Here is a 21,127-nt window from a genome sequence, read left to right as displayed (position 1 = left end):
CGGCGTGCCAACTCGGCGCCTGCTCGCCCGATGCGAGCCGGAACCAGTAGAAACTGTAGCCTTGAAGGGTAATGAGGTAAGGCAATTCGCCAATCGGCGGAAAAGGAATGCGACCGAAGAGCTCGATTGGCACACGGCCTTTGTAAGCCGAGAGATCGAGTTCCACCGGCTGCGCCGTGCGCGACAGATTGGCGACGCAGAGCAGCGTCTGATCGCCGTATTCGCGCAGGTAAGCGAGGATTTTCCGGTTGCCAGGATGCAGGAACACGAGGTTGCCGCGCCCGAAGGCGCTGTAGCCCTTGCGCACGGCAAGGAGACGCCGCGTCCAATTGAGCAGCGACGACGGATCGCGCGACTGCGCTTCCACGTTCACCGCGTTGTAGCCATACACAGCGTCCATGATCGGCGGCAGGTACAGGCGCTGCGGGTCGGCTTTCGAAAACCCGGCGTTACGGTCCGGGCTCCACTGCATCGGCGTACGCACCCCATCGCGGTCGCCCAGATAGACGTTGTCGCCCATGCCAATCTCGTCGCCGTAGTAGATGATCGGCGACCCGGGCATCGACATGAGGAGCGCATTCATCAGCTTGATGCGATCCGGGTCGTTCTCCATCAGCGGCGCGAGCCGGCGGCGGATGCCGAGATTGATGCGAGCGCGGCGGTCGGCGGCGTACATCTGGTACATGTAGTCGCGTTCCTTGCTCGTCACCATCTCGAGCGTCAACTCGTCGTGGTTGCGCAGGAAGATCGCCCATTGGCAGAGATCCGGAATCGCCGGCGTCTGCTGCATGATTTCCACCACCGGGTGCCGGTCTTCCTGGGCAATGGCCATGTACATGCGCGGCATCAGCGGAAAGTGATATGCCATTTGGCATTCGTCGCCTTCACCGAAATAGTCGCGCACGTCTTCGGGCCACTGGTTGGCCTCCGCGAGCAACAGGCGGCCACGATAATGCTCGTCGATGACGGCACGGATTTCCTTGATCACCGCGTGCGTCTCGGGAAGATTCTCATTGTTCGTCCCGTCGCGCTCGCAGAGGTAAGGAATCGCGTCGAGACGGAAGCCATCGACCCCGGTATCGAGCCAGAAGCGCATGACTTTGACGATCGCCTTGCGCACCGAGGGATTGTCGAAATTCAAATCGGGCTGGTGCGAAAAGAAGCGGTGCCAATAATACGACTTGGCGACTTCATCGTATGTCCAGTTCGACTTTTCGGTATCGCTGAAGATGATGCGCGTACCGGAATACAGCGTCGGATCGTCGCTCCAGACGTAAAAATTGCGTTTGCTCGACCCGGCGGGCGCGCGACGCGCCGCCTGGAACCAGGGATGCGCGTCCGAGGTGTGGTTAACAACGAGCTCGGTGATGACCTTGAGGCCTCGCCGATGCGCCTGGCGCACGAAATGCAGAAGATCGGCGCGCGTGCCGTATTGAGGATTTACGCCGTGGTAGTCGGCAATGTCGTAGCCGTCGTCGCGCAATGGGGACGGGTAGAACGGCAGCAGCCAGATCGCCGTGACCCCGAGGTCTTGAAGATAATCGAGCTTCTGGATGAGCCCCTGAAAATCGCCGATACCGTCGTCGTTGCTGTCGGAGAACGCCTTGACGTGCAGTTCGTAGACGATGGCGTCCTTGTACCACAGATCGTCTCCTGCGGAAGCCGCAGAAGCGGTCTCCGGAGCGGCTTCTTGCGCTTTCGGTTCGGCATGCATCGGTGCCTCCTGGGCGTTTCGTTCAACCGTTTCGTTGTTCAGTGGATACGCATCGATTCGTCCACGGAACTAATCTCCCCGCAACCCACTGCCCATTACCCGCGACCGGAAAGGGCTGGGATCCATGGACTCAGGATGTTCCGCTCCACCAATGCGAACTTCATTTTAGCCGGCCGGCCGCAGGCGGCTACCCTGACGCGCAACGCTTCGTCTTCGGGTCAAGAGTCTCATCTCCCCGGCGAAGTTCCATGATCCAGCTGATCCAACTCACGATCGGTTAGCGGCTCGCTAGGCAAACGAGACCCGATAAACCCGGAACGATCTGTGAGTGTCTGTTTGCTTCGCCGTGGAGAATCGGTGGACGGGGTAGATTGGTTACCCCGTCCATGCCGCCTATAACCTAGGCCTATTGCCGCGACTTCAGGCGGATGTCATTTTTTACCGATTGGACTCCCGGAGTCTCGCGCGCGATGCGAACGGCACGCTCGATCTCGGTTGAATTGTCCGCGTAGCCCGAGAGCTGTACGGTGCCTTTGAACGTTTCGACCTTCACGTCCATCGCGCTCACCTCCTTGTCGCGAACGAACGCGGTCTTCACGCGCGTGGTGATCGTTGCGTCGTCGATGTATTCACCCGTGCTTTCTCGGGTTGGGCCGCCACTGCAAGCGGCGAGAACAGCGGTCAGTGCGGCGATGGCAAGTGTGCTTCTAAGTTTCGACATGGCGTTTCCTTTCACTACGTTGTTAAAGGTGGGAAAAGCTTCTCCTGACTCATCGGTGACGAGTTTTTCTGTTCTTCTGCCGGCGCCGTCACCGCGCGGCGCCTTGGTCTTTCGGTTGGCGTGTCTCCAGGGCCGCCGCCAGCGTCGCTGGCACACCAGAGGCATTCAAATCCGTCAAGTCGCATGGCGGTCCGGGGCATACCGTGGCGCGAACGACGACGGCCCCAGCGAAGTCCCTGTTCCCGAAGGAGCGGCCGGCGACACCGGTTGCGAACTATCCGGCGGCATGGGAAGCGTCGGTGGGGTAGCGGGAACCGAAGGCGAGACGGGCGGCTCGGGCAGCGAGGGAACCGTTGTCGTATCTCTCGTGCCTCTCGTACCTCCCTCACTCCGCCGGTTACTGCGGGTCGACGGCGACGTCGTGACCGGCGGGATGGAACGCGCCCCCGGGGGAGTTGCACTTGCCGGAGGAATTCCACTCGTATTGGGCGGCACTGAGGTCGTGGGCGAGTTCGCCGTTCCGGGCGGTGTCGCTGTGGTTGCTGGCGGAATGTTGGTGGTTCCCGGAGGTGTCGCCGTCGTCGCCGGCGGGATGTTCGTCGTACCTGGCGGAGTAGCCGTGGTCGCCGGCGGCATGGTGGATGTCGGTGGCGAGGCTGTCGTGGCGCCGGAGGAGCCTGATGATTGGGCTAATTCAATCGGCCCGGCCGCCAGCGCCGGCAGACAAGCGGTTCCGACAACGAGGCAACAGACCGCCGCGGTCCGCGCCAGACCTTTGCCGTGAGTGCGTCCTTGTTCGAGGCAACCGAGGGACAAACGGTTTTTTTCTTCGGCGCGGTTCATCGTTCAGTCTCCCACCGCGTGGCGGTACTGTTGAGACGTCACTTCACGTACTTCCGAGCTATTCAGAATCACCTCATCGCCGCTTGCTTCGTCCTTGAAGCGCACACTGCCATCCTCGTGATCGATGGAGCGGGTGTAGTAGGTCTTCCCGCCCGCCGCATCGGTGACCTGGTAGTAATCGCCGCCACAGCCGGCCAGAAGGACCACGGCGCAGACCAGTACGGAGGCGAGACACGCCGCGCGCCAGCGAAGCTCAATGGTCAGCCCGTCGTTTCCCATGTCTCTTGTCGCGATCACGCGCGCGGGACGCCGCCACGCCGGTCTTAATAAATGTTTGTCCATTCCGTCACCTCTTTGGTTAAAGGCGGTTGGCCCACCTTTTGTCATATCCGACATGCGACCGGGGATCAGGCCGATACAAGCCGCGGGCTGCGCCGCAGCGGTGCTCGATCGGGCGCTCCTTCGCGTTGCGCGGCATCCGCCTTCGCCCGAGCGTTCTGCTGCGGCGTGCGAGGCGATTCCCGCGTCTCGCCGCTGACGACCGCACCCTGCCTCGTGATCGCCGCGCTTTTTGGCGCCGGGGCGTCATGCCGTTGGCACCCGCCGAGCACCAGAAGAAGCAATGCCGTGATCAGAACTGCTTGTAACGCCGCATCGTCGATTCGCATACCGAACCTCCTTCGCTCCGTTCTGCTGATGAACTTGCCGGTGGGTTAGGACGGTCGGCTCTCAGCCGGTTGCGATTCTCTGGATAACCCTTTCAACCCGGTTCACCGGCCGGAGGGCAAACGCCGTGCCATGACCGGTGGATAGCAGCGGGACAAGCAGGTCGGGTGCAGCGTCACCGCCACACGAGTGGCCATCCGTCCCCTAGACGAATTCGCCTTGGCTGGTTCGGGCAACGAGCAATTTCCGCTGGGAATCTTCAGGAGAGCGTAAGTCGGCCAGCCGAACACGAAACGTCTTCGGCACACGATCTTGGCGCCCTGGAATGACGGGAAAAACAACGAAGGCACGGCTTCCCTCCCACCACGGCCGCACCCCTTGGCCACGAACGGACGTCGGCATCCGCTCGCAACAACTTAAGCGAGTCAGTCTTCGAGCTTCGCTGCGAGCGTAACTCGGGCCTTGACCAGTTTCGAAACCGGGCACCCGGCCTGGGCTTGGGCGGCGGCCGCCTCGAAGCCTTGGCGTGTCGCTCCGGGGACTTTGGCGACCGTACTGAGGTGAATCGCCGGTATCGAGTAACCACCCGGGCCCTGCTCCATCGTCACGGTCGCCTCTGTGCGCATGCTCTCCGGTCTCAATCCGCTCTCTTCCAGCTGGGACACCAGCGCCATCGAAAAGCACCCCGCCAACGCCGCACCGACCAACTCCTCCGGATTCGTCCCGACCGAGTTGCCGAAGCGCGAGCCATAGCCGTAACGCGTGTTGCTCAACACACCGCTTTCGGTCGAGATACTACCGATGCCATCTTTGAGGCGGCCGGCCCAGGCCGCCCATGCTGTACGTTTCATGCCGATACCTCCAATGCTCAAGAATGGAAACGACGACGCCCTTCCCTTAATTCCTCGCCGTGCGCGCACTCGTTCTCGTGTCCTCCGAACGCGACATCCCGAATGGCGCGTCGATTTGAATCGCAACTCTCGATTCAATACAGCGAGGCAAACCTTGGGAATCGAACGGGCCCGCAAACGCGGATTGAAGGCACGAAACACGGGGCCGGGAAACGTCCTTCACGCTTCAACGTTCATCAAGCTCGGCCTTGTCTTGGCAAAGGCGGTGCCTAACAGAGGCGCGTGCTTGGCGGTCTCTCAGGCCGGAAGACCGCGCCAGAGCTAAATCACCTGGATTAAGTCTCAGAACCCCACTCAATTCTCAGAAGCCATTTTCACAGAGTGATTCCCCATTCAGCCTCGGAACTCCCTACTGTTCCTTCTTTGACTCCTGCGAGGGATTCAACGCCTTTGCTCTCACACACGTTCCTGGCGTCGCCGTTCAACTGGCTGATATTCGTCGGTATCGCGGATTCGCCCGCGTCTTTGGCCGCTTCGTGGCGGGATAATTTTCTCCTCGGGCTGAGCCAGCGACCCTATCCACAGCATGAGCCCGCCAATTGCGCCGATGCCTGCGCCGACCACAACCAAGAACTGAAACAGCAACAGCGACCCTTCCGCCACCCAGGCCAGAGTAAAACCGGCAAGGACCCCCACGGCGGCACCCGTGCGCATATCCTCATAGACGGTGTGAGGCGATGCTGGCGGCGTCCGGCGCTCCGTATAGCGTTGCATGACATCTCCATTGAATCCGTACCCTACGGCGTCTGACTCAACCGCCAGCCCATTGCTTCAGAGCGGCTGACACACTCGGCGCGTACCTCGGCCATTCCAACGTTATTCTTTCGGCATGGCTCAGGCGTTTTTCACTCCGCCGTTTCACATTTCTGCTCGGCAATAGGCGTTCCGGTATCGCGCCGGCCGGCAAAAGAACGCGCGGGGATGCGTGCCGCTCGTTGAATGCATGATGCGGTACGCCGCTTGCCATGTATGGGGTGAGAGCGCCAACGGCGTCTTTGGGAGCAAGAGATCCAGCCACGGGTGAAGCACTGCCCGCTTCGTGAAGCACTGCCCGCTTCGGCGAATCCGATCTTGCGTTTTCCCGACGCCTGTGCCTGCGTAGTTCGTGGGCCTCTGTCCGGAGGAACCTCATCGCCTCCGGACGGCGCTCTCGCTATCACCGTTCATGACTCCTTCCAGCCTTTCTCGCTCCGCTGCGCGGAGCAATTCGAACTTCTTTGGAGTCTTTTCCGCATTCAGTAGAACCCCTGCCCGCCCCTGCCCGCCCCTGCCCGCGTTTCTACCCACATTTCTACCCGCATCGATCCATTCTTCTCTTGAACACTGCTTCGCGAACTCGACAACCAGACGAACGAAGGCGCCCGCCGTGCCCGGTCTATCCAGACCCGACATTACGGGCGCCGTGAGGGCTCGTACTTGAAGACGATCAGTGACGAGCCGAACTGCCTTGATGCGCTCCCGAGAGAATCCCGGAAACCGCTTCACCGGCCGCTCGTGGTCCCTCGGTCGCGGCAATATCGGCGAGTGCGAGGATTCCGACCAGACGCTTCTCGCGATTCAGAACCGGCAGCCGATGTAGCTGAAAATCGCCGATGTTCTGCACGACGTGGGAAATTTCCTCGTCTTCGAAGCAATACTTGATGTCGGAAGTCATCACTTCGCGCACTTTGGTCTCCGGGGATTTTCCTAGGGCAACGGCCCGTACGGCGATATCGCGGTCGGTAATCATGCCGACGAGGCGGTCTCCTTCTCCAACCGGCACGGAGCCGACATCGCAATCCGCCATGATGCGCGCTACGTCGCACAGGCTTTGGTCGGGACTCGCGATGCGAACGTCGCGGCTCATTGCTTTGCTGACTTGCATACATCTCTCCTTTCTTTGCAACATGGAACGTGCCTGCTTCTCGCTGCAAGGCCCATTCCCGAAGCGTGGCGCGTCGAATCGACGAAAACGGTGCCCGCGCTCCCTTCTTCAGCCCGGCGATTAGCCGTCCTTAAAAGCGCTTGTACGAATTACCAGGCCTTGAAAAATTTACTGTCCCCCGAACGATCTGAAGTTTCACGGCGGAAAGCCCCGTCGCATGCCGAAAATGACTTCATCATCCCGCGTCTCAACCCTGCTTGCGCGCAAGCCGGCGGGCGATCTCGGCCTTCATCATTCGGGTGTTGACGTCGATGCCGTGCGCTCTCGCTCGATCCAGGAGTTCTTGCCGCGTATGGCCCTCCACGTCGACGCCACCGAAGCTCTCCCCTTGGTCCGTGCGCCGACCGCCGTGTGCGGATTGGCGTGCACGGGGATCAGAGGGACCCGGCTTATCTTTCGGTTCCCAGTGGTCCCCCACTTTCTCGAAGGTATGCTTGAGCGCCGCATAGGCGGTTCGTGACGCGCGTTCACCGCTCCCGTATTCGCGCTCCGCGTTCTCAAGCGTTTTGGCGTATGTCTTCTGCGCCTTGGTGGGCGAACGTTTCAGCGTTCCCGGCATTCTGTTGGGCATGGTGTCTCCTTTTCGGATGCTTGCATGAACGAATCGGGCGACTTTGAGCCGAAGCTCGTGTAGCTATCGTTTTTCTGACAGGCCGTAGCCGCCGACGCTTTTCACCGGCAGTTTCCGTTCCGCTGCCGAACGTTTTGACCAACCAAGGAGGAAGAAAATGACGACGAATCCGATTTATGACGCCGTTGTTGTCGGCGGTGGGCAGGCGGGAATCCCCCTGGCACTGGCACTAGCGCGAGCGGGACGCCGCGTGGCACTGGCCGAACAGAAGGACATGGGCGGATCGTGCGTCAACTTTGGGTGCACGCCGACCAAAGCGGCAATCGCCTCCGCCCGCGTCACACAGGTCGCGCGCCGCGCCGCGAGCTATGGCGTGAGCGTCGGCGACGTGCGCGTTGATTTTCCGCGAGTGTTGCAGCGCGCGCGGGAAATCGCCGGTTCTTCACGCGTATCCCTCGAACACACGCTGTCGGGAGAAGCGAACATCGAACTCTATCGCGGCCACGCCCGCCTGCTCGGACGTGACGGCGACCATCTCCGCGTTCTCATCGAACGCCGCGCCGGAACAGCCGAAGATGTCGAGATCCGCACGCGCGATGTCATCCTCGATACCGGAACACGCAGTTCGATACCGTCGATCGAAGGCTTGGCCGACGTCAATCCGTTGTGCAGCGAAAACTGGGTTGATCGCGAAGACTTGCCCGCCCATTTGCTCGTCATTGGTGGCGGATACATCGGACTCGAAATGGCTCAGTTCTATCGACGCATGGGCAGTTCGGTGACCGTGGTGCAGGCCGTCGGACAGATTGCCGAACGCGAAGACCCGGAGATCGCCAGCAAGCTGCAGGAACTGCTCGCCGCCGAGGGAATTCACTTTCACCTCAAGACAAAAGTCTCCGCGCTACGGCAGCGCAATGGCGGCATCGCCGCGACGCTGGAGACCGAACGAAACGGCGAAGGCTCTTCTGCTCAACACGAAATCGAGGTGTCGCACGTATTCGTCGCCAGCGGGCGGATACCGAATACCGACAGCCTGGGGCTTGAAACGCTCGGCGTTGAGCAGGACAAAGCGGGCTTCATACGCGTGGACGAGCGGCTGGCGACGTCCGTCCCTGGCGTCTGGGCTGTCGGCGATATCCGCGGCGGCCCGATGTTCACCCATACGTCCTGGGACGATTACCGCATCGTCGAATCGCAGATGCTCGGCGATCGTTTGCATACGCTCGATCGCATCGTCCCTTATGCTGTTTTTACTGACCCCGAACTCGCTCGCGTCGGCATAACGGAGAGCGAGGCGCGCGCCAGTGGGCTCGACGTCAAGGTCGGCTGCTTCGAACTCCGCAACAACGGCAAGGCTCGCGAGTTGGGAGAAACGGAAGGACTGATCAAGGTGATAATCGATGCGGACAGCGACAAGCTGCGGGGCGCCGCGTTGCTCTGCTTCGAGGCATCCGAACTCGTCCACGCCTATGTCGTCCTCATGAACGCGAAAGTGCCTGCAAAGATCATGACAGACGCCATCCACATCCACCCGACCCTTGCCGAGGCGTTGCAGAGCGCTATCTCGGCGGCCAAGTAATTGCGGTATGCAGCAGAAAGGGGCGCGGATGCCAGACGCGGCATGCGCCGTCCGGTCGATGATAGTAGGCGGTTGCGTTTGATGCGCCAGTTTGCCTAACGCTAAGGAGAAGCCTCAAACGACCGTCGCGCCGTGCGAGGTGGGAAACCGCAGGATTCGCAAGCGCCGAATTGCATCCCTCACCATCGATGGCCCCCTCGGGAGCCATCGTGTGGAATGCGGCCGAGTGTTGTCAGCCAGCGACTCGGAGATTAAGACTCAGGGCGAGACCTTGATGTTGTTGGTAACCGACTTCACGCCTTCGGTCGCGTGCGCAATGGAGACCGCCTTGTCCGCCTCTTCCTTTGTCTTCAACGTCCCGCTCAGTGTCACAACGCCGCTGGCATCGGTATCGACATTCACTGTCGCCAGACTGCTCGGCTTCTCCGCCGCTAGCTTTGCCTTCACCTTGGTGGTGATCGCCGAATCCTTAACGAAGGTTTTGGCGCGCTGTCCCGCATCGCCGGCGTCAGCGGCATTCACGGTAACCGGCGACAGGGTCGCGGCGAGGACCAGGCAACTCGTAGCGATGAGAGTTTTCGTCATTTTCATTGATGACTCCTTTCGGCAAATACCCGTTTCGTTGATGTTGAATTGGGCAGGATTTGGCTGTCCGCTCTCACCCCATTGTCGTTAGCGCAAGGGCATGACAGCCGGTTGTGCCCGTAGGCGCACAGCGCCGGGCAAACATCGTGCGCGCGACTTCAAGTAATTGAAACGACAACCCTTTTTGTTGGAAAACTCGGTCGGAAGCGGAGTTGCTCAACAGGCTGCCATCGGTGCGCGCGCACGGCATTTGCCCATAAAAGGTGTCGAGCAGGCAACCGCCGTTCAGCAAGCAACTACAGCCAATCCACATCTGCCCGACATCCGCTGCGTTGGGGCGGCGGATAAATCAAGAATGAAACAATCACCGATAGGAGAAAACGATGCTGCGAAGATGCATAACTTGGTTGCTGCCCATTTTTTTCCTGGCAACCGCCCCGGTACGCGCGCAGACCTCGGACCCCGACGCACTGGTAAAAGGCGTCACCGAAGAAGTAATGACGATTCTGCGGGAAGACAAGGGAATACAGTCCGGCAACGTCCAGAAGGCAATGTCGCTGATCGAAACGAAGGTCGCGCCGCATTTCGACTTCGAACGGATGACGGGCCTCGCCGTAGGCCGCAAATGGCAGGAGGCAAGTGCTGAACAACGCAAGGCACTGACGGACGAGTTTCGCCAGCTTCTCGTGCGCACTTATGCCAATTCGCTTACCGCCTACCGGGACCAGACCGTGGCTTTCAAACCGCCCGCCAAACCGGCGGATGGCAACGAAGTGACCGTACGCAGCCAGATCAACAAGCCGGGCGCGCGACCCATCCCGCTTGACTACAGCCTGAGCAAGGGCGATGCGGGGTGGAAGGTGTTCGACGTCACGATTGCCAACGTCAGCCTGGTCACGAATTACCGCAGCAGTTTCGCCAACGAAATCGAGAAGGGCGGTATCGAAGGCCTGCTCAAGGCCATGCAGGAAAAAAACCGCAAGCTCGATTCATCGGCTCCCGCCGCCTAACGGCGGGTTTCAAGGACGAGGAAGTTCGGCAAGCCGTCCACGGCAAGTTCTCACCTCCCCGTCTTGTTTTCCCTCAGACGAAAGGAGTATCAGCAATGAAAAGCAAATCGGCTCTTCTGGCCACCCTGGCTATTCCGCTGCTCGTCGTCGCCTGCAGTCGCGACGAACAATCTCCGGTAGCGTCACGCTCTTCCGATCAAACCCAGGCGGCCGCGCCGGCCAGCCCGGATCGGACGTTGGAAAGCGCGCCGCCGGCCGCGGGCATTCCGCCCGCCACCCCGGCTCCGGGTAGCGCTTCCGATTCGAGTACGCCGTCGGGCAGCACGCCGCCGGCCGCAAGCGACTCTTCGATGCCATCCGGAGGCACGAGCGCACCATCGGCGACGGACTCGGCCGCTCCGCCGTCGGGCTCCACCTCGAGTGAGCCAGCCAAGAGTGGCTCATAGGCTGCCGGCCTGCGGGCCTGCCGTGCAACCGGTTCAGTGGACGGATAGGCGGGCGGACGGTGGTAATCGTCCCCTGTCATCCGCCCTAGCTTCGCTCAACCGCGATCCGGAAGAGAACGTCATGCCGAGTGCGGGGCGCAGCTGTCGCCCCGGCACTCTCTTGCTGGCGCTCGGGTTCCTGGGCGGTATGATCGGCCTCAACGAAGAAGCAGCGGCGCAATCCGCCAACCCACCCGCCGGCGCAAATGCCGTCTCGCCCGGAGGTCCGACGACGCCACCGGAGATCGTCAAACCGGAGGTCGCTCCCAGCGCCGTTGACGACGCCGACAAAGTCTTCGCCGAACTTGATAAAGGCGGACGCGGTTACGTGACCATCGACGACACGCAAGATCTACTCGGGTTCGACACGGCGTTTGCCGCCGTCGATACACGTGGAACGGGGAAGCTCACGCGCAGCCAATTCCGCAAAGCATGGTCGATCTACAAGGCCAAGAAGTAGTAAGGAAAGCGAACGAACCGACGCCGTCTTGCGAGGCGCGGAACTTTCGCGCCGTTGTGCGGGCCGCTGTCCCATTCCTTCTTGGCAGGTAGTCTTGCGCGCGAGATCAGAAGCGATCGGAAAAGCGGCCGAGCCACAGCCAGTCGATACCGAGGATCAAGGCCATGATCAGCGCCATCGTGGCGGCGACGAAACAACCCGCGACGAGCAACGTGAAACTCAGGGTGCTATCGAAGAAAGCGCCCCAGGCGAACCAGTGCGCCGAAAGCGCCGACCATTTGAGGATGAATCCCGGCAGGCAGAAACGCATCCCCCGGTTGTGCCGATAGTTCGCCTGCTGCTGCAAACGATCCCCCCGGCCCGCATCGCGAAAATATTGAAAAGGCCAGAGGAAGCGGTACAAGAGGTGCCACAGCGATTCCTGGGAGTTCGGTGCCTCGTCGGATGCGTCGTGCGGCCGCTGACTGGTGTCCTTCGCCGAGCCAGCTCGTCCTCCCGCGGCTTCGGCGTCACTCGAATCAGCGGCTTCATGGCCGTGCGCTCGATTTTCATCCATGAATCGACCTCGTTGCGCTTGCAGATTGCTTGGTGCGGCTTACCTCTTCCTTACGATGCGCTACGTTTGGCTATCGCGGTGGCGACCGGGAAGCGGCGGTACGGAATTTGAAACTTGTCGCGGACTTTCGTTCGCCGCCGCTGACCACTCTGCTCCCGCTTCGTCATGTCCTTACCGCTCACGGAACGGCCCGGTCCGCGTCATGTCGAACGCCCTATGGCTATACGGCCCCTCTTTCCTCTGGCGCCCCTCCCAAACACGCCAAACCTCGCCCCTTTTTCCCCTAACCGAACTCGCAAGGAGACAACGATGGACACAGCACCTGCTCCACTGAGTGAGAAACGCTGCCTGCCGTGCGAGGGCGGTGTTCCACCGCTCGCCCTGCCGGAAATCGAGCGCTTGATGAAAGACCTCGTTGGCTGGGAGGTTGCGGACAACGTGCTACACAAAACCTACTCCTTCAGCAACTACTACGAAACCATCGCTTTCGTGAACGCAATCGCCTGGGTCTCACATCAGGAAGATCACCATCCCGACCTTGAAGTCGGTTACCGGACTTGCCGGGTGCGCTATTCGACGCACGCGATCGGCGGTTTGTCGGAAAACGACTTCATATGCGCCGCGAAGGCCGACGCGCTGTTTCCTGACGACGACGACTGACACGGCCCCACGGGCCGCCAACTCAGTGCCGTCGCCGCGTGCTGCCGGCGGCGGCCCGTTTCCGCTCAGGCTCGCTTGCCTGAGGCAAACGGCGTTCTCTCCGCCGGCTCGCTTGCCATCGGACGCCGCCATGTGCTCAACGCAAGCTGACCGTCTGCGCTTTCCACACAGGATCCTGCCAACGGTAGAAGAGGCTGAGGTTTCCCGGCTTATCGGCCTGTTTGTCGACGCCGAGATCGGCGAACCGCAAGGTTTCGAAACTAAGGCGGAAACGCCCCTCGGCCTTGACTTCGCGGGCGGCCAGGACATGTGAGTTTCCGGGCACCCAACCGGCGAACTCGACGTAACCCAGATTTGGAACATCGAAGCCCGGCGGCACAATGTCCACGCTCCAGCCGTCCGGGCCTTGCTTGAATACCCACATCTCGCGCCACGTATCGAGCGGCTGCACGGCGAGTGCCAAGGCGGTACCGTCGCGGTTGGCGGTCACCGACGCGGTCCACACGATGGCGTAGGTGCAACGACTCACCAACGGCTTGTCGGCACCATGCTTCGCATCGATGAGGTGGATGCATGTTTCGCCCGCCTGTCCCGGGGTCGCTACCACGGACACGCGCCCCGGATTCTTGACCGGGGCGGTAGGAATTGCGGGAACCGCCGCCCAACGCGATGCGCCGACGCGGATCGCCGCCTCGCTGTACGCCCAGGCGTCGCTTTCCATGAGCTCACTCTTGTTGACGGCCGCCAACTCCTCGAGTGACCGGCCCGCGGCGGCCTGCATCGCGGCAGCGCCCGATTCCGGCCGCCGCGCAAGTTGAAAGGCGAGGCTCGCCCAAACACCCGCTTTGCGTAGATGCATGCGGTTCTTCTTCACTTCCGGCAGGTTGCCCATCGATACGCGATCGAGCAGCTCGGCACGCCAATTGTCGAACGCAAAGCGCTCAACCGGCGTCAGGGATGGCGGCACGCAATCGTGCCGGGTCAGCGCAAGCGCCGCGTCGGCCTTCTGCACATCGGTCGCCGGCAGGGCGAGAACGCGCTTGAAGGCTTCGCCGTCGTAGCAGAGCTGCATCTGGTCCTCGCGCTCGACGTTCGTCATGCCGACACCGTACTCGGCCGCGACTTCGAGATGCGCTGCCACGGCTTCCGCCGTCGCCTTCGACGAGCGCGGCATCGAGGCGCGGCGGGCCAGGCGTTCGGCCATCGTGCCCAAGGCATCGATGGCCGCTGGGTCGAGTTGTCCCGGCGGCACGGCCATCAGGTAGGCGCTTGCATAGCCTATGCCCAGCGCTTCCGAGCCTGGCGCGTCCTTCAGGAAGCGCACAATGGACAGCAGCTCGGGCGCCGCCTCGGGCTTGATCGACTGCACGCGGACCTGCGTGGTCCGGACGTAACCGGCGCGTTCCCGGCGATGGTCGTACACCTGCAGGTAGTCGCCCTTTTCGGCTCGTATCTCAAGGCGGTCGCCTTGCCAGAGTACCGCCTGCTGTGCAGCGGTCTCGCGCGGCGCCGCACGCAATGCGCTTTGATCCTGAGTGACGATGGCGATAATCGTGAGTGCCGTAGCGAGCATCATTGCCCATTCTCCTCGGCGTTCTCTACGTTTTCTTCCACATTCTGCGCAGCGGGAACCGGTGCGGTGCGCCCGCCGGTCTTGGCGGCACCGAGCAGCGCGGAGCCGATGAAGCCGCCGTCTGCCGGAGTGGGAGCGATGATCACCGAGATCTTGTCCGAGAGCTTGTCGGCCATCGTCTTCTGGATCAGCAGCGGATTCTTCTGGATCAGGGCGCCGTCGCGCGCCAGCTGTTCGCTGGCGATCTTGCCGATGCGGTCTTGCCGGTACGCTTCGGCGTCGGCGAGCTTGCGCCGCGACTCGGCTTCACCGGCGGCCTCGATCTGGCGCGCCTGCGCTGATGCCTCGGCATTCTTGATGCGCGCGATCTTCTCCGCCTCGGCCTCCAGGCCGCGCTGCTCGATCTGTTTCTGCTTGAACGGCAGCACGTGCTTCATTGCCTCGGCCTGCGCCTTGGCGGCAATGATCTGCTCCTCGGCAGCCGCCTCGGCGGCCTTCTCGCGGCGCACTTTATCGGCCTGCGCTTCGAGGTCGGTCTGCTTCACCTGCTTCTCTTTGAGTTCGAGCGTGTAGCGCATCTTTTCGCTTGCGAGTTCCTCGGCCAGTAACTTCTCCATGCCGGCCTTGTAGTCGCGCGGCAGGTCGATCTTGCCGATCAGGACGGCTTGCAGCCGGATGCCGTCACGTGCCAGGAGGGGCTTGAGTTCGCTCTCGACGCTCTCTTTTATTTCCTGACGCTTGGTCGAGAACACCTCGCGTACGGTGTACCGTGATAGCGTCTTGTACAGCACGCCCTGCACCGCCGGCTGCACGACCTGGCCGCCGATATCGTCCGGCAGCGCACGGGCCACCGTGGCGATTTGCGCCGGGTCGAGCGCATACCGGATCGAGACGTCGAGCCCGATCGAAAGCCCCTCGACCGTCTGAAAAGGCGCCGGTCCATCCGCACGATCGCTCCCCTCGGGACGATAGATCTGGTCCCGCAACGAGAAGCGGCGCAGGCTGTGCAGCCCGGGCACAACGACAACCGCGCCTTCCTGGAATTCTTTCGTGCCACCGGTGATCTGGTTCAGGCGCACCGCGACTTCGCCGCGGCTTACGCCCTGCATCGGCGGGTTGGCGTAGAGCGCATAGCCACCGACTGCCAGAATTCCCAGAGCAATCAAGCTGCCGCGCGACCGTTGTGCGCAGCCACCCGCTGCGCCAAAAGCCTTGCGTACGTTTTCGACAATGATCCTGACACGTTCCGACATGATGTTCTCCTTGTTGTCTGTCGATCTTCGTTCGGCCACCTCCTGCACCGCCTGCGGGAAGATCGGTCCGCATCCGGTTGGCATGGAGGGCATCGTGCCGGACACGGCCAGGAGGACTCCATGCCGCCGGGTACCAAGTTTGGTTATCCGGCGTACGAGTCTCTTCCGGGGTGTGAACAAACGCTCACGGCCAAGACGTGATTTGCCTCGTGAAAACGGCGATACTTGCCGCCATCGAACGTTCAAGACGCAGGCATCGTATGTTCAAGGTCGCGGTCATCGAAGACGACAAGCCCACCAGCAACCAGCTGAAGGAATGGATACTGGCCGCGAGTCCGGATATCCGAGTGGATCAATGGTTCAACCGCGACGAAGCGGAAGCGGCGATCGTGCGCGAAGACTACGACGTCGTCACCCTCGATATCGAACTCGGACGCGAGCGCCACGCCGGTGTCGCGATCATCAACGCCATCAACAAGACGGGCCGGGGCACGCCTGTGTTGGTGGTGTCCGCCATGCCGGCGGCCATTTACCGCAGCATCATGAAGGCGCTCGACGCCTGGGATTACCTGCAGAAAACGGCTTTCGACGAAGCGGACTTCATCGAGACCTTTCTCGAAATCCTGCGCGCCGCGCGTGACCGCGTGCCCAACCACGATGTCAAGGCCGCGCAGGGAACCAGAGACGACGAGCTATCGCTCGATCCGATCCACCAGAGCACACCGCTCTGGCGCGGCCAGCGCGTCAACCTGCCGCTGACCGCGCAGCGGATTCTTGCCGCGCTCTACCAGCGGCGCGGCGATGTCGTTTCCTACGACGAATTGTTCGACGTCGTGAAAAGCGGCCGCAACCGCGACAACATTCGCAAACACATCAGCGCCATCCGCGAAGCGTTCCGCGAGCTCGACGAGCATTTCGACCGCATTGAGAACGTACCGATGAAGGGCTTCCGTTGGTCCACCGGCCCCGGCGCGGAAAAGCGCTGATGCGCGCGTTCTTCATCTGGCTCGCCAGTTTCCGCTTGCGCACGCTGCTGCGCACCGCCTTCCTGCTGCTCATCGTGGCCGTGATCGCCATGGCCGTCGCCGTGCTGCAGGAAGAAAAGCAGCGCAGCTACGACAACTACCGAGCGAGCTTCGCGAAGACCAAGGCGCAAATCATCAACCGGCTGTACCAGCCGTCGGGCCTGCTCGCGCTGCTCAATCCGCGCTGGGATGCCGAAGCGGCCGCGCAGGGTCGCCCCGTCGTCCTGCCGTTTGCGGCCATCGATTTCGACGATCAGACCAAAGCGCGCAACGCCATCGAGATGGCCGGTTGTCTCGTGCCCTACCGAAACCACGCCAGCCTGTGCGTGGCCATCGGCAACAACCCTTGGGCTGGCGGTTTCATTTACGCGGCCGGTACCTTCGCCAGCGGCCCGCTCGAGGCGCATCGCATCGGCGACGAATACCTTGACGGCGCGCATCGCGTACGCGTCACGGTCGCATTGCGCGAACAGACATGGCGCTGGATCGCGCCCTTCGAACTGTTGTCTGGAGCTTCCGCGGGCGCCGGTGGCATGCGTGGCCGCTTCACCGGATACGTCGAGCAAGAGCAACGCAACTACAAGGGCGCCCGCCCGGTGCGCGAGTTTCGCGGGTGGGTCTGGCAGGCCGAGCGCTGCGCCGATGGAGAAGGCAACGATGGCGACTCCGCTACCTGCCCGCATCAGTCGTTCTTCTCGTTGCGCTTGCCGATCGACGCATTGCGCGACGCGTTGTTCCGAGAGCCAAAACCGCAATGGCCGCCACTCGACCTCGACCAATTCAAGGTCCGCATCGAGGTACTAGCCCCCGGCGAAGGTGCCCCGCTCTTTGACAACCAGACGGCCAGCGCCGTCTCGCCGTTCTCGCTGCACGAACTCAGTTCCCTGCTCTTGCCGGGAGAGACGCTGACCTTGCGCAAAGCAGGGTCCCGTAATGCCAGCATCGTGCAACTGGGCGGCCGCGACGAAGCGCAGGAGATCACGTCACCCCTGCTCACTCGACTGATCCGCGTCCTGCCCGTCGAGCACATCGACACGCCAGTCGTCGAGTTCGAAGACGAGATCAATACGCCTCTCGGTCGCTACGAGCTGCATCTGCGTGGTGACGCACGTAGCGTGAACAAGACACTCTCCGCTGTCGCCACCCGAGTGTCCTCGTTCGTCGGCGCCATGCTCGGCGCCATCGTTCTCGCCTGGCTGGTGATCGAAGTGGGGATTATCCGCCGCATTGCGAAATTGACCCGGCGTACGCGCGGCCTCTCGCGCACCGTGCAGACAGAAGGCGGTAGCGAACGCTACGACCGCTACGACTGGGCCGACCTGCGCGGGCACGACGAACTCGGCATCCTGGCCACCGGCCTTGATGACCTCCTCCGCCGCGTCAAGGAAGACGCGGAACGCGAGCGTATCCGCGCCGAACAGGAAAAAGACATGTGGCACGCCGTCGGCCACGAAATCATGTCGCCGCTGCAATCGTTGCTCGCCTTGCACGGCAATGCCGACGATCCGAGCCACCGTTACATCAGCCGCATGCAGCAGGCAGTGCGCGTTCTTTACGGCGGCGCCAGTCCAAGCGAGGCGTTCCAATCCTCGTACCTGACCGTCCAACCGCTCGACATCGCCGAGTTCCTACGCAATGTCGCCGAGAATGCGGGAATCGCCGACGTGGCTTGCGTCGCTGCCGATGCGCCGGTCCTCGTACGTGCCGACGAATACCCGCTCGAAGACGTCTTCTCGCATGTCCTGAAAAATGCCGACCGGCATCGCACGCCGGGAACGCCGATCACGCTGCGCCTGGAAACTGCGCCGACGACGGCGACCATTGAAATCCACAACCAAGGGTCGCCGATCCCCGACGGGTTGCTCGAAAAGGTGTTCGAGTACGGTGTCTCCGGTCATGATGCCGAATCGGGTCATGGCGCATCAGGTAACCGCGGCCAGGGTTTGTTCGTCGCTCGGACCTACATGGCGAAAATGGGCGGAACGATCGGTGCCCGCAACACAGACAACGGCGTTTCCTTCCTGCTGACCTTGCAGCGTGTCGCCGTCTGAACCGGCCATATGCTCTTCGGGCGGGCAACACCGTAATTGACGGGGGCTCGGCCGATTGCAGTCAGTTCCGCCTGCGGCACATGGAGCGCGAAGCTAGGGTTCGGGTTCAGGTGGGAAGTCCGGGCCACTCCGCATCGAGCATCCGGCTCAGTGCCGTAAAGGGCATCGGGTGACCGAAATAGTAGCCCTGCCCCTCGTGGCAGCCGAGCTGCTGCAGTAATTCGGCCTGTTCGCGTCGTTCGATCCCCTCGACGGTGATCGCCATGCGCATGACCCGGCTCAAGGCGACGATGGCCGTCACGATGGCACGTTGGCTCTCGCTCTGCGGCAGGTCGACGATAAACGAGCGGTCAATCTTCACGCGGTCGATCGGCAGGTCGCGCAGTACGCTCAGCGACGAATAGCCGGTGCCGAAATCGTCAATGCTCACTGAGACGCCCATTTCCTGCAACGCATTCAGAATTGCCAGGCTACGCTCGGTTCCCTGCAAGGTGCTCTCGGTAATCTCGAGTTCCAGGGCGTCGGCCGGGAACTCCGTCTGCTGCAGAGCCGAACGCACGACGCCGGCAAAGTCGTTGCCGATGAACTGCCGTGGCGATACGTTCACCGCCAGATGGAAGTGACGCCCCTCCGCTTTCATTTGCCGTGCCAGCCCGAGCATTTCGCGACAGGCGTGGGTCAGCACCCAGCGTCCGAGTTCCTCGATCATGCCGCTTTCCTCGGCGACACCGATGAAAGCCCCTGGAGAAATGATGCCGCGTTCGGCATGCGGCCAGCGCACGAGGGCTTCAACGCCCACGATGTGTCCGTCTTCCAGCCGGATGCGCGGCTGATACCACACGATCAACTCGCGGTTGGCCATCGCGCGCCGCAAACCCTGCTCGACGTACATGCGTTCGTCGGCGCGGGCGGACATGTCTTCCGAATAGAAATGGTAGCGGTTACGTCCCTCGGCCTTGGCCGAGTACATCGCCATGTCGGCCGCGCGCATCAACTGCTGACTGTCCGACCCATTGTCCGGGAAAACGGCGATACCAAGACTACCGGTCACCGAAAGCGCGTGGCCGGAAAGCAGGATAGGCACACGCAATTGCTCAAGGATCTTCTGCGCCAGTTGGGCCGCGTACTCCGGGCTCGTGCTGCCCGCCAGCACGACGAACTCGTCTCCGCCCAGGCGTGCCACCGTATCGCTGGCACGCAGCACGCTGCGCAGGCGCAACCCGACGACGCGCAGCAGTTCGTCGCCAACGGCGTGGCCAAGCGTGTCGTTGATGACCTTGAACCCATCCAGGTCGAGAAAGAGCAGCAGACAACGCTCGCTGTGACGCAAGCCCTGCTCGATGGCGTATTTGAGTCGGTCGTCGAACAGCAACCGATTGGGAAGCCCGGTCAGCGGATCGTGATGCGCCAAATGCTGCAATTGCCGCTGCGCTTCGTAAATCGCACTGACGTCGGAAAATGCGGTGACCACATGCGTGACTTGGCCTTCGGCGTCGCGTACGACGCTCACGCTCTGCCACGCCGGGAAACCCTCCCCGTTCTTGCGATAGCAGCGTACCTCGCCGTGCCAGAATCCGGTCGTTCCCTCGACGAGAAACGGCAGGTAGTCTTCGGCACCTGGATTGGCTCGCAACATCGTGTCGGGGTCGAGACCGAGCGCTTCTTCCTCGCTGAATCCGGTAATGCGCGAAAAAGCGGGATTCGTCGCCACCGTGCGCCGCGCGGCGTCGGTGATCACGATTGCCTCGGCGCTCGTGTGAAAAACAACGCTGGACTGACGTAGCCGTTCCTCATTGCGCCGCCGTTGGGTCACGTCTTGCAGAATGCCGACAATGCGACCTTCCGCCCCCGGACTGCCGTAGGCCTTCACCTGCGCCTCCATGTAGCGCGGCGGCGAGCCGTCGCCGACCGTGCGGAACTCAACGCGCATCGCTTTCGCGCCTACCGCCCCGGGGTCAAGCGCCGCCTCGACCCGCTCGCGGTCTTCCGGATGCACGCGCGCCAGAAAGACATTCCGCGGTTCGTCGAGCGGCAGCTGCTGGCCGCCGAAAAGCATGCCGAGGTGAATGTCGCCCTGCAGGCGGTCTGTGATCGGGCTCCACTCGAGAACGCCGAACGAACCGGCGTCGAGCGCGAGTTGCAGCCGTTCCTCGCTTTGTTGAATCGCCACCTCATCTTCGTGGCGCGCAAGCGCCATCTGGATCGTGGCATGCAGTTCGCGCGCCTCGCAGGGCTTCACGAGATAACCGAACGGGCGGCTGTCGAGCGCACGGTTGAGCGTGTTTTCCTCCGCGTATGCGGTGAGGAAAACCACCGGGATATGGTGTTTGTCGCGGATGACCTTGGCTGCCTCGATACCGTCGAGGTGGCCTTCCAAATGGATATCCATGAGCACGAGGTCGGGCTTTTCCTCGCCGACGCGGTCGATCGCCTGCTCGCCGCTGGCGACCACCGCCCCGACGTGATAGCCGAAGCTGCTCAGTTGGCGTTTGAGGTCGAAAGCGACGATGCGTTCGTCCTCCACAAGCATCAGGTTCACA

20 protein-coding genes and 1 pseudogene are annotated in these 21,127 nt (G+C 62.1%); 7 read left to right on the top strand and 14 right to left on the bottom strand.

All coding sequences use genetic code 11. The features are described 5' to 3' along the window. Positions 1 to 46: 46 nt before the first annotated feature. Together treS and NZ453_RS09795 are read right to left on the bottom strand one after the other, a co-directional pair. A pseudogene (gene treS / locus NZ453_RS22185) lies at positions 47 to 1,714 on the bottom strand (maltose alpha-D-glucosyltransferase); the annotation flags it as partial. A 406-nt stretch (positions 1,715 to 2,120) separates the two neighbouring features. Continuing rightward, positions 2,121 to 2,435: a BON domain-containing protein gene (locus NZ453_RS09795; RefSeq protein WP_263770366.1), complete on the bottom strand. Its 315-nt coding sequence runs from the start codon at positions 2,433 to 2,435 to the stop codon at positions 2,121 to 2,123. Between the two features lie 286 nt (positions 2,436 to 2,721). On the opposite strand from NZ453_RS09795, the gene NZ453_RS09790 reads away from it, so the two are divergent. Continuing rightward, the gene (locus tag NZ453_RS09790; protein ID WP_263770365.1) at positions 2,722 to 3,219 is read left to right on the top strand and encodes a hypothetical protein; all 498 of its coding nucleotides are present in this window, start codon (positions 2,722 to 2,724) and stop codon (positions 3,217 to 3,219) included. A 62-nt stretch (positions 3,220 to 3,281) separates the two neighbouring features. On the opposite strand, the gene NZ453_RS09785 is transcribed toward NZ453_RS09790, so the two are convergent. The 6 genes from NZ453_RS09785 to NZ453_RS09760 all read right to left on the bottom strand — a co-directional run bounded on the left by NZ453_RS09785 (position 3,282) and on the right by NZ453_RS09760 (position 7,350). Further along, positions 3,282 to 3,620, bottom strand: a complete 339-nt coding sequence (locus tag NZ453_RS09785) for a YgdI/YgdR family lipoprotein (protein ID WP_263770364.1) — start codon at positions 3,618 to 3,620, stop codon at positions 3,282 to 3,284. Positions 3,621 to 3,685: 65 nt separating this feature from the next. Beyond that, positions 3,686 to 3,946: a hypothetical protein gene (locus NZ453_RS09780; protein WP_263770363.1), complete on the bottom strand. Its 261-nt coding sequence runs from the start codon at positions 3,944 to 3,946 to the stop codon at positions 3,686 to 3,688. A 423-nt stretch (positions 3,947 to 4,369) separates the two neighbouring features. Beyond that, complete coding sequence (locus NZ453_RS09775; RefSeq protein ID WP_263770362.1) at positions 4,370 to 4,795, bottom strand: OsmC family peroxiredoxin; 426 nt, start codon at positions 4,793 to 4,795, stop codon at positions 4,370 to 4,372. Between the two features lie 456 nt (positions 4,796 to 5,251). Beyond that, the gene (locus tag NZ453_RS09770) at positions 5,252 to 5,569 is read right to left on the bottom strand and encodes a hypothetical protein (RefSeq protein ID WP_263770361.1); all 318 of its coding nucleotides are present in this window, start codon (positions 5,567 to 5,569) and stop codon (positions 5,252 to 5,254) included. 712 nt (positions 5,570 to 6,281) lie between these two features. Continuing rightward, a complete protein-coding gene (locus NZ453_RS09765; protein WP_263770360.1) occupies positions 6,282 to 6,719 on the bottom strand; it encodes a CBS domain-containing protein in 438 nt (145 codons plus the stop codon). Between the two features lie 247 nt (positions 6,720 to 6,966). Continuing rightward, positions 6,967 to 7,350, bottom strand: a complete 384-nt coding sequence (locus NZ453_RS09760) for a ChaB family protein (RefSeq protein ID WP_263770359.1) — start codon at positions 7,348 to 7,350, stop codon at positions 6,967 to 6,969. A gap of 157 nt (positions 7,351 to 7,507) precedes the next feature. Here NZ453_RS09760 and NZ453_RS09755 point away from each other — a divergent pair, with 157 nt between their 5' ends. Further along, positions 7,508 to 8,929 carry a mercuric reductase gene (locus NZ453_RS09755; RefSeq protein ID WP_263770358.1) on the top strand — a complete coding sequence of 474 codons (1,422 nt, stop codon included), beginning with the start codon at positions 7,508 to 7,510 and terminating at the stop codon, positions 8,927 to 8,929. A gap of 258 nt (positions 8,930 to 9,187) precedes the next feature. On the opposite strand, the gene NZ453_RS09750 is transcribed toward NZ453_RS09755, so the two are convergent. Beyond that, a complete protein-coding gene (locus tag NZ453_RS09750; RefSeq protein ID WP_263770357.1) occupies positions 9,188 to 9,520 on the bottom strand; it encodes a BON domain-containing protein in 333 nt (110 codons plus the stop codon). 377 nt (positions 9,521 to 9,897) lie between these two features. On the opposite strand from NZ453_RS09750, the gene NZ453_RS09745 reads away from it, so the two are divergent. Then, a complete protein-coding gene (locus NZ453_RS09745; protein WP_263770356.1) occupies positions 9,898 to 10,524 on the top strand; it encodes an MlaC/ttg2D family ABC transporter substrate-binding protein in 627 nt (208 codons plus the stop codon). A gap of 196 nt (positions 10,525 to 10,720) precedes the next feature. Here the strand turns inward: NZ453_RS09745 and NZ453_RS09740 are convergent, their stop codons facing one another. Next, a complete protein-coding gene (locus NZ453_RS09740) occupies positions 10,721 to 10,957 on the bottom strand; it encodes a hypothetical protein (RefSeq protein WP_263770355.1) in 237 nt (78 codons plus the stop codon). A 134-nt stretch (positions 10,958 to 11,091) separates the two neighbouring features. On the opposite strand from NZ453_RS09740, the gene NZ453_RS09735 reads away from it, so the two are divergent. After that, positions 11,092 to 11,469: an EF-hand domain-containing protein gene (locus tag NZ453_RS09735; protein WP_263770354.1), complete on the top strand. Its 378-nt coding sequence runs from the start codon at positions 11,092 to 11,094 to the stop codon at positions 11,467 to 11,469. Between the two features lie 106 nt (positions 11,470 to 11,575). On the opposite strand, the gene NZ453_RS09730 is transcribed toward NZ453_RS09735, so the two are convergent. Beyond that, the gene (locus NZ453_RS09730) at positions 11,576 to 12,025 is read right to left on the bottom strand and encodes a hypothetical protein (RefSeq protein ID WP_263770353.1); all 450 of its coding nucleotides are present in this window, start codon (positions 12,023 to 12,025) and stop codon (positions 11,576 to 11,578) included. A 309-nt stretch (positions 12,026 to 12,334) separates the two neighbouring features. On the opposite strand from NZ453_RS09730, the gene NZ453_RS09725 reads away from it, so the two are divergent. Beyond that, the gene (locus NZ453_RS09725) at positions 12,335 to 12,685 is read left to right on the top strand and encodes a 4a-hydroxytetrahydrobiopterin dehydratase (protein ID WP_263770352.1); all 351 of its coding nucleotides are present in this window, start codon (positions 12,335 to 12,337) and stop codon (positions 12,683 to 12,685) included. Positions 12,686 to 12,821: 136 nt separating this feature from the next. Here NZ453_RS09725 and NZ453_RS09720 read toward each other — a convergent pair whose 3' ends face one another. Further along, positions 12,822 to 14,261, bottom strand: a complete 1,440-nt coding sequence (locus NZ453_RS09720; RefSeq protein WP_263770351.1) for an SH3 domain-containing protein — start codon at positions 14,259 to 14,261, stop codon at positions 12,822 to 12,824. Next, positions 14,258 to 15,511, bottom strand: a complete 1,254-nt coding sequence (locus NZ453_RS09715) for an SPFH domain-containing protein (protein ID WP_263770350.1) — start codon at positions 15,509 to 15,511, stop codon at positions 14,258 to 14,260. The genes NZ453_RS09720 and NZ453_RS09715 overlap by 4 nt, the downstream gene beginning before the upstream one ends. Positions 15,512 to 15,771: 260 nt before the next feature. On the opposite strand from NZ453_RS09715, the gene NZ453_RS09710 reads away from it, so the two are divergent. Continuing rightward, a complete protein-coding gene (locus tag NZ453_RS09710) occupies positions 15,772 to 16,497 on the top strand; it encodes a response regulator (RefSeq protein ID WP_263770349.1) in 726 nt (241 codons plus the stop codon). Continuing rightward, on the top strand, positions 16,497 to 18,587 hold the full coding sequence (locus tag NZ453_RS09705) for a sensor histidine kinase (RefSeq protein ID WP_263770348.1): 2,091 nt from the start codon (positions 16,497 to 16,499) through the stop codon (positions 18,585 to 18,587). Before NZ453_RS09710 ends, NZ453_RS09705 begins: the two co-directional genes overlap by 1 nt. Before the next feature lie 106 nt (positions 18,588 to 18,693). On the opposite strand, the gene NZ453_RS21935 is transcribed toward NZ453_RS09705, so the two are convergent. Then, positions 18,694 to 21,117, bottom strand: coding sequence for a two-component system response regulator (locus tag NZ453_RS21935; RefSeq protein WP_275983145.1), 2,424 nt, complete (start codon positions 21,115 to 21,117; stop codon positions 18,694 to 18,696). Positions 21,118 to 21,127 lie beyond the last annotated feature (10 nt).

Origin of the sequence: Propionivibrio soli (genome assembly GCF_025770765.1) — a bacterium.
Classification (GTDB): Bacteria; Pseudomonadota; Gammaproteobacteria; order Burkholderiales; family Rhodocyclaceae; genus Propionivibrio; species Propionivibrio soli.
This window is presented reverse-complemented; position numbering and strand designations above follow the sequence as displayed.